This is a genomic window from uncultured Paraglaciecola sp., from assembly GCF_913058035.1.
Taxonomy (GTDB): Bacteria; Pseudomonadota; Gammaproteobacteria; order Enterobacterales; family Alteromonadaceae; genus Paraglaciecola.
The window spans coordinates 20,238-28,239 of record NZ_CAJXPA010000048.1 but is presented as its reverse complement, the minus strand read 5'-3'; the positions used below and the strand labels follow the sequence as shown (position 1 = coordinate 28,239).

General features: G+C 40.7%; 5 protein-coding genes, 3 tRNA genes and 1 pseudogene. 5 read left to right on the top strand and 4 right to left on the bottom strand.

Annotation, left to right across the window (positions count from 1 at the left end):
• Positions 1-98: 98 nt before the first annotated feature.
• Positions 99-174, bottom strand: a tRNA-Ala gene (locus QZ562_RS08490).
• A gap of 102 nt (positions 175-276) precedes the next feature.
• Positions 277-1,686, bottom strand: coding sequence for a glutamate--tRNA ligase (gene gltX, locus QZ562_RS08485; protein ID WP_293759157.1), 1,410 nt, complete (start codon positions 1,684-1,686; stop codon positions 277-279).
• A gap of 257 nt (positions 1,687-1,943) precedes the next feature.
• On the opposite strand from gltX, the gene QZ562_RS08480 reads away from it, so the two are divergent.
• From QZ562_RS08480 to QZ562_RS08470, 3 genes and pseudogenes are all read left to right on the top strand, one after another.
• Positions 1,944-2,019, top strand: a tRNA-Val gene (locus QZ562_RS08480).
• 46 nt (positions 2,020-2,065) lie between these two features.
• Positions 2,066-2,141 (top strand) — tRNA-Val (locus QZ562_RS08475).
• A gap of 245 nt (positions 2,142-2,386) precedes the next feature.
• Positions 2,387-2,695: pseudogene (locus QZ562_RS08470) on the top strand (transposase); the annotation flags it as partial.
• A gap of 115 nt (positions 2,696-2,810) precedes the next feature.
• Here QZ562_RS08470 and kynU read toward each other — a convergent pair.
• Both kynU and QZ562_RS08460 read right to left on the bottom strand, forming a co-directional pair.
• A complete protein-coding gene (kynU, locus tag QZ562_RS08465) occupies positions 2,811-4,046 on the bottom strand; it encodes a kynureninase (protein ID WP_293759155.1) in 1,236 nt (411 codons plus the stop codon).
• Between the two features lie 899 nt (positions 4,047-4,945).
• Complete coding sequence (locus QZ562_RS08460) at positions 4,946-6,136, bottom strand: thiolase family protein (protein WP_293759154.1); 1,191 nt, start codon at positions 6,134-6,136, stop codon at positions 4,946-4,948.
• A gap of 225 nt (positions 6,137-6,361) precedes the next feature.
• On the opposite strand from QZ562_RS08460, the gene QZ562_RS08455 reads away from it, so the two are divergent.
• A complete protein-coding gene (locus QZ562_RS08455; RefSeq protein WP_293759152.1) occupies positions 6,362-6,772 on the top strand; it encodes a MerR family DNA-binding transcriptional regulator in 411 nt (136 codons plus the stop codon).
• Entirely contained in the window at positions 6,769-7,938 is a 1,170-nt protein-coding gene (locus QZ562_RS08450) for an isovaleryl-CoA dehydrogenase (protein ID WP_293759150.1), read from the top strand. Before QZ562_RS08455 ends, QZ562_RS08450 begins: the two co-directional genes overlap by 4 nt.
• Positions 7,939-8,002 lie beyond the last annotated feature (64 nt).

Here is an 8,002-nt window from a genome sequence, read left to right as displayed (position 1 = left end):
GTATTAACAATCTTATAATTATTTTTTACAAAACAAAATTTCTATCTTTTCTTATCTTTTATCTACTGGCCTAGGCGGTAGTAAATAATCCTTGATATTGGTGGAGCCAGGCGGGATCGAACCGCCGACCTCTTGCGTGCCACGCAAGCGCTCTCCCAGCTGAGCTATGGCCCCAAACTTATTCGCTAAGTTTACGCTTCAACCCAACTAGCAGGTGTCGTTCCTTGACAGCGGGGCGCAGTTTAGGCATCTGCACTTTTTATGTCAACGCTTTTTTCAGGAATTTTCTCTGTTTGCTATATATTCCAGCGCTTTGCTTATACGTTGTTCGATTTGTGCCGGTTTTAGTAAATTTAATGTTAAATCTAATGCTGGCGAATTACCTGCACCAGTAACGGCTACACGTAATGGCATTCCTACCTTACCCATCCCTACTTCTAATTCTTCAGCAGTTTGATTAATTGCATTATGAATAGACTCAGTATTCCACTCAGTTAAAGCTGACAATTTACTTTGGACCAGCAGCAAAGCCTCTTTAGCAACCGGACGAAGGTGTTTTTTAGCTGCCTTTTCATCAAAAGCTTCATATTCTTGATAGAAGTAACCGCTAATTTGAGCTAACTCTTTTAAATTCTTTACGCGATCGGCCTGCACGGAAATAACGTTTTCTAAAGCTGGACCTTGAGTTATATCGATACCTTGTTGAGCAAAATGCCATTTGGCATGTTCAGCCACCTCTTTGGCAGGCAGAGTTTTCATATAATGTTGGTTTAACCAAATTAACTTATCGGTATTGAATGCAGACGCAGATTGACCAATTGCATCTAACGAAAATAACTCAATCATTTCCTCTAATGAAAAAATTTCCTGATCACCATGTGACCAACCAAGACGTATTAAATAATTTAACAAGGCTTGAGGTAGATAACCCTCATCCCTGAATTCCATTACGCCTACTGCATTAGTACGTTTTGATAATTTTTTACCATCGTCACCTAATATCATCGATACGTGTGCGTATTGGGGTATCGGTGCGCCCAAAGCCATTAATATATTAATTTGACGTGGTGTATTATTGATGTGATCTTCGCCTCTAACCACGTGTGTAATACCCATATCCCAATCATCTACCACGACACAAAAATTATAAGTAGGTGCACCGTCAGAACGCCGAATAATCAAATCATCTAACTCACTGTTAGCGATAGCGATATCACCGCGAATATGATCTTTAATTAATACACTACCCTCTTGTGGTGTTTTAAAACGAATAGCAAAAGGTTGGTCTTGAGGGTGGTCAGTGCGTTCACGCCACGTTCCCGGATAACGAGGTTTTTCGCCATTAGCCATTTGTTGTTCACGAATGGCGTCTAACTCTGAAGAAGGCATAAAACACTTATAAGCTTTACCTTCGGATAACAATTGGTCTATGAGTTGGTTGTACCGATCGAAACGCTGAGTCTGATAAAACGGTCCTTCATCCCAATCTAAGCCTAACCATTGCATGCCTTCAAGGATTGCGTCGATAGCAGCTTGGGTAGAACGTTCAATATCAGTGTCTTCGATACGTAATATAAATTTGCCACCTTTACCTTTAGCGTATAACCATGAATAAAGTGCTGTACGCGCACCGCCAACGTGAAGGTAACCTGTGGGACTTGGAGCAAAACGGGTAACTGTTGTCATATAAATAAAAACCTATACAAAATAATTATAAGGATTTTATCAGTCAATCAAGGGAATTTATATCAACAAAAAGTCATTTAGGACAAAAGAGTGAGGGTAGATCAAACCTGTTTTAAGACTAAAACATATGCTTCACTTCAAAAGTGGATGCTTTTTATCCAATAAAACGATAATTGTCATTTAGATGTTGACAGTCAATAACTCATACCTATAATAGCGCTCCTCTTACCGGCCAAGGCTGGGAAGAAAGATAATTAGGTCGCTTAGCTCAGTTGGGAGAGCATCGCCCTTACAAGGCGAGGGTCACTGGTTCAAGCCCAGTAGCGACCACCACATAATAAAAAAGAACCGATAATAATCGTTTCTTCACACCCATTTCGGTCGCTTAGCTCAGTTGGGAGAGCATCGCCCTTACAAGGCGAGGGTCACTGGTTCAAGCCCAGTAGCGACCACCAAATAATAAACCCACAGTAATTTATTACTGTGGGTTTATTTGTTTTTAAACACTTTCTATGAATATTTAGTATTTTAAGCCATTTTTTTGATTGGCCAACAATTTATAACATGACTCCCATACCCTATTGTTTATACCGACCGATTTAAACTTTTCTACATTCAATCTTGTTTTAACTATGTATACGATGTTCTTTTAAACGTTAAGTATTAGTTATCGATGAATTCAATTGATGAAAAACACGAAAGTACTATTAGTAACTTACCTGAGTTAGGTTATACAAGCAGTAAACAAGCGTCAGCATTAGTCGTTATGGCTCCCATGAATCGAGGAGTGGCCGTTATAAAGGCCGCAGAAAAATACAAGGTGGTAGGCATTAAGTAAGAACCATCTTATACATGGCTATAATGTCTGCTATTCAGCAGTAATCCTGTTTTTGACAAGACATATCAACGATTACTAGCTGTTGGAAGGCCCAAAAAAGTGGATGCCATCGCCTGCATTAGAGAGCTGGTTGTTACTTTAAACTCAATGCTAAGAGATAGCGTAATATAGGAAACGCCAAGATTTTCGCCGATAATAGTCACTCGTTTACTAGTCTGCAAACAATCCTTCATTAATATTCCAGAGGCTTGCTGAAAAATCACTCAACTATTATTTAGTCTTAAACCTAAGTCACTTTTAACGTGATACTAAAACGTGGTTCTTTATACTGCTCACTTTCTACAATATTGACCAATATTGCCACCGCCCGCCATATATCCTCAAAAGAGGTATAAAGTGGTGTAAAGCCAAAACGCAATATATTTGGTGCGCGAAAATCAGCAATGACACCTTTTGCAATTAATGCCTGACAAATGGCAAATGCAGCGTCATGCGAGAAAGCCAGTTGGCTGCCTCTGAGCTGAGCAACATCAGGCGAACACAAGGTCAATTCATGCAGACATGGGTTCATTTTAATAAGCGCAATAAATGTATCAGCTAGCGTCTCAGACTTAGTCCTAATCTGTAACATATCTACGTCTTGCCACACATCGAGAGCCGCATCCAAGGCACTCATAGATATCACACTAGGCGTGCCACACTGAAATTGATTAATATCATGTGAAGGTACATAGTTAGGATCAAAAGCAAACGGATTTGCATGCCCCATCCATCCACATAATGGTTGTTTAACTGTTACTTGATGGCGTTTGGCTACGTACAAAAAGGCCGGTGAACCCGGTCCACCATTAAGATATTTGTAGCCACAACCAACAGCAAAGTCCGCTTTGCTGTTGTCTAGTTCTACAGGCAAAGCACCGGCACTATGAGCCAAATCCCAGATCACTAAAATACCTTTGTCATGAGCGATTTGAGTCAGCTTCGCCATATCCAATAGCATGCCCGTACGAAAATTGACCTGGGTTAGCAATAATACCGCCACAGACCTGGTTAAATTTTGCTGTATGTCCTGCTCTTCCACGATTTCAAGCTGGCATGAACCAGCCCCCAACAAGTCACTTAGCCCTTGCACCATGTACAGATCAGTTGGAAAATTGTCTTTTGTAGATAATACTACTGTGCGTTCTGAGTTTAATTTCAGCGCACTACATAGCACCTTAAATAAATTGACAGATATAGAGTCACAACAAATCACTTGCCCTTGAGCCGCACCAATAATAGGCGCTATTTTTTCACCTACTTGAATAGGCAAATCAATCCAATTATGGCTATTCCAACTTTTAATTAGGTCATTTCCCCACTGCTGGCTGATTACCTCTGCCACTCTTGGTTTGACTGATTTAGGTAAGGCTCCTAATGAATTACCATCCAAATAAATGGTGTCAGCCGGAAGATCAAACTCAAGGCGCTTTTTAGCCAGAGGATCGGCTTTGTCTAAAGTAATAATCTCATCAAAATTCATTTTGCTAATCCGTTTACTTGTTGGTTCAATATTCTAAAAGCTGCAGAGCCTTTGTGGATCCAGTCATAATGCCCTTCTCCTTCAGACATGACGACCTTGCGCTCAAACTTGTTTCACCTCAATGCTGCTGCAACAGTATCTTTTTTGTCATGTGAAGTAATGGCATAAACATGTAATAATTGTTTAACTGGGTTAGCCATGTGGTGATCACTTAGTCTATCTTTTGGCATACCTTGTATGCAGTACTGAGCCAATTTGTGACCTAGTAGAGCCTGCAGCATACGGGACAATGTCAGTAATAGCAGCTAAACCAACCACACTTTTTAGTTGTTAGATTTCGCCACCAGCATGATGTCCCACTAGCACAATTAATTAAATCAAACTCAGTGCGAATATAAGTGGCTGAAATGAGAATGCCAGTTTTTCCATCATTATTAGTCTTTGGAAAACCGCATCCTATTTGCCCACTTCGACGATATTCCAATGACTACACATTAAAAACGGATTGAGCCAACCCAATAATTGAAGCAAAAGTACGCTTAGTATTATATTTACTTGACCAACGACCGTCGTGGATCAAAATAACCAATGGATATAGTCGTTTATACTCAAACTTATTAAACGTTTTAGCTCGCAAAAGTAAGGTTTATTGCAAGGGATCTGCACCATAGGAAATATTTTCAGAAGATATTTTCATCTGCAGCGATAAATGTTGATACATCTACTGATGAGTAGGTTACATCATTAAGAACGTGATGATGGGCGGCTAAACAAAGGCGGTGCAAGAGATAATACGATGCAATAGTATTAATAACCCATACAAAATGGTCGGTTTCCCTGAATGAATTGGGCTGCATATAATTGATGCAGCTCAACTTCAACATAAATTAAGATTGGGTTTACATCATTTCAAACGCTATTGCGGTAGCTTCTCCACCGCCAATACATAAAGAAGCGATACCCTTCTTCAGATTATTTTGTTTAAGTGCGTGTAATAATGTGACTATAATCCGTGCACCAGATGCGCCGATGGGATGTCCAAGTGCACAAGCTCCACCTTTGATATTAACTTTATCAGGGTCTAATCCAAGATCTTTAATGGCAAGCATAGTCACCATGGCAAAGGCTTCGTTAATCTCGAACAAATCTACTTCTTCGTGAGTCCAACCTGTTTTAACAAATAATTTTTGCATGGCGCCAACAGGTGCAATAGTGAAGTTTTCAGGTTCAATAGCATGAGAGCTGTGTGCAACAATTCTAGCTAAAGGTGTCAGGCCTAATATTTTAGCTTTGCTTTCAGACATAACCAGCAAAGCAGCAGCACCGTCAGAGATAGAACTTGAGTTGGCGGCAGTCACTGTACCGTCTTTTTTAAATGCTGGCCGTAAACTGGTTATTTTTTCAGGCTTCGCTTGTTTTGGGCCGTCATCACTATCAATTAGTAGATCTCCTTTGCGACTTTTGATAGTAACAGGAGTAATTTCATCAACGAACAAACCTGCATCTTGTGCGATGTTGGCCTTGTGTAAACTGGCTAAAGCAAACTCATCCATTTGTTCGCGTGTGATGTGTTGTGCATCAGCCGTTGCTTGAGCGAAGCAACCCATAGCTTGTCCATCATAGGCATTTTCTAAGCCATCCATCATCATGTGGTCAATCACCTGCCCATGCCCCATACGATAACCAGTTCGAGCTTTAGGTAATAGATAAGGAGCATTGCTCATGCTCTCCATACCGCCCGCTACTATTGCTTCTGCGGTGCCTGCTTTAATCAGATCATGGGCTAACATAAGAGCTTTCATACCTGAGCCGCAGACTTTGTTAATGGTTGTTACGCCAGTTGCCAAGGGCAGTCCTGCTTTTAACGAAGCTTGTCTGGCTGGTGATTGCCCTAAGCCGGCTGGCAACACACATCCCATTATCACTTCATCAATATGTGATGATACTGTGGACGAGTTTTGAGTATCTTCTAACACAGCTTGAATGGCGCAAGCCCCTAGTTCTGTGGCACTCATAGGTGCCAGACTTCCCACAAATCCACCCATAGGGGTACGTTTTGCTGCAACGATTACAATACTACTTTCAGACATAAAAACTCCTTAATGTTGCGCTATTAGCTCATTTAATTAATCACTGGCGTACAGGAATTTGCACGCTTTGTGTTTTATCACAATGACTGACTTAGCCAATATCTGCTTTACAATATTGATTTTAAAACCGTAACACTTTACATTTACTTTCAGTTTACGTAAACGTAAACGTAAGCTTTGATAACCACTAACAACAAATACTGATCATATATATGCGAGTAAATAATGAGTAAACAGACCTTTAGCATAGGCGAATTAGCCAAATCAATGGACATTACTCCACGTTCTATTCGATTTTATGAAGAACAGGGTTTATTGAGCCCAACTCGGATTGGCCAAAGTCGTGTTTATATGAAGAAAGATCAGGTTCGTTTAAAGCTGATCTTACGTGGTAAACGTTTAGGATTCTCTTTAGCGGAAACTAAAACACTATTTGATTTGTATGATAGTCACCAAAATTCAAGGGCACAGCTAGAAGCGATGCTCAAAATGACAGATGAAAAACGTGCTCATATGCAACAACAATTAGAGGACATTGAAATGTTAAAGGCTGAACTAGAAGAAGTAGAAGCCCGCTGTCAAGACGAACTCAATGCCTTAACGCTCCATACCTTAAAACAAGGACAAACCGCATGAATGCCCCTTATCCAACTTTAAATTTTGGTCTCGGCGAAGATATCGATATGTTACGTGACCACGTATATAACTTTGCGCAAGGTGAAATAGCTCCCTTGGCAGACAAGGCAGATAAAGATAATAGTTTCCCCAATGAATTATGGTCAAAACTTGGCGATATGGGACTTTTAGGCGTCACGGTTGCCGAACAATACGGTGGCTCTGATATGGGTTATTTGGCCCATGTTATTGCCATGGAAGAGGTCAGCCGTGCATCAGCAGGGGTTGGCTTAAGTTATGGCGCACACTCAAATTTATGTGTTAACCAAATTCATAAAAATGGTAGCGATGCTCAGAAACAAATCTACTTACCCAAGTTAGTTAGCGGTGAACATATTGGTGCCTTAGCAATGAGTGAACCTAATGCAGGTTCAGATGTGGTAAGCATGAAACTTCGTGCCGACAAACGCGACGATGTGTATGTATTGAATGGCAGCAAGATGTGGATCACCAATGGCCCCGATGCACATACTTTTGTAGTGTATGCCAAAACCGATGTATCTGCAGGCGCTAAAGGCATGACCGCGTTCATTGTTGAACGTGGGACCAAAGGGTTCAGCCAAGCACAAAAGTTAGACAAATTAGGTATGCGTTCCTCTAATACCTGCGAACTGGTATTTCAAGATTGTGAAGTGCCAGCGGAAAATATATTAGGACAAGAAGGCGGTGGTGCAAGAGTTTTAATGAGTGGCTTGGATTACGAACGTGTTGTTCTATCTGGCGGACCATTAGGCATAATGCAAGCTTGTATGGATTTAGTCGTGCCTTACATCCACGACCGTAAGCAATTTGGTCAATCTATAGGTGAGTTTCAGCTAGTACAAGGAAAAGTCGCTGATATGTACACTCAGATGAATGCTGCTAGGGCTTATGTTTATGCTGTCGCACGTTCGTGTGACAGAGGTGAAACTACTCGTAAGGACTCAGCTGGGGCCATTCTTTATTCTGCAGAGCTAGCAACAAAAATGGCATTAGACGCCATTCAGCTCTTAGGTGGCAATGGCTATATAAATGATTTCCCAGCAGGTCGTTTATTGCGTGATGCTAAATTGTATGAAATTGGTGCGGGTACGTCTGAAATTCGCAGAATGTTGATTGGTCGAGAGTTGTTTAAAGAATCTACTTAAATAGCTTTTTAATAAGTTTTTATAGGGATCTTTTATTAAGAGCTTTTATTAAGTGCACTTATTA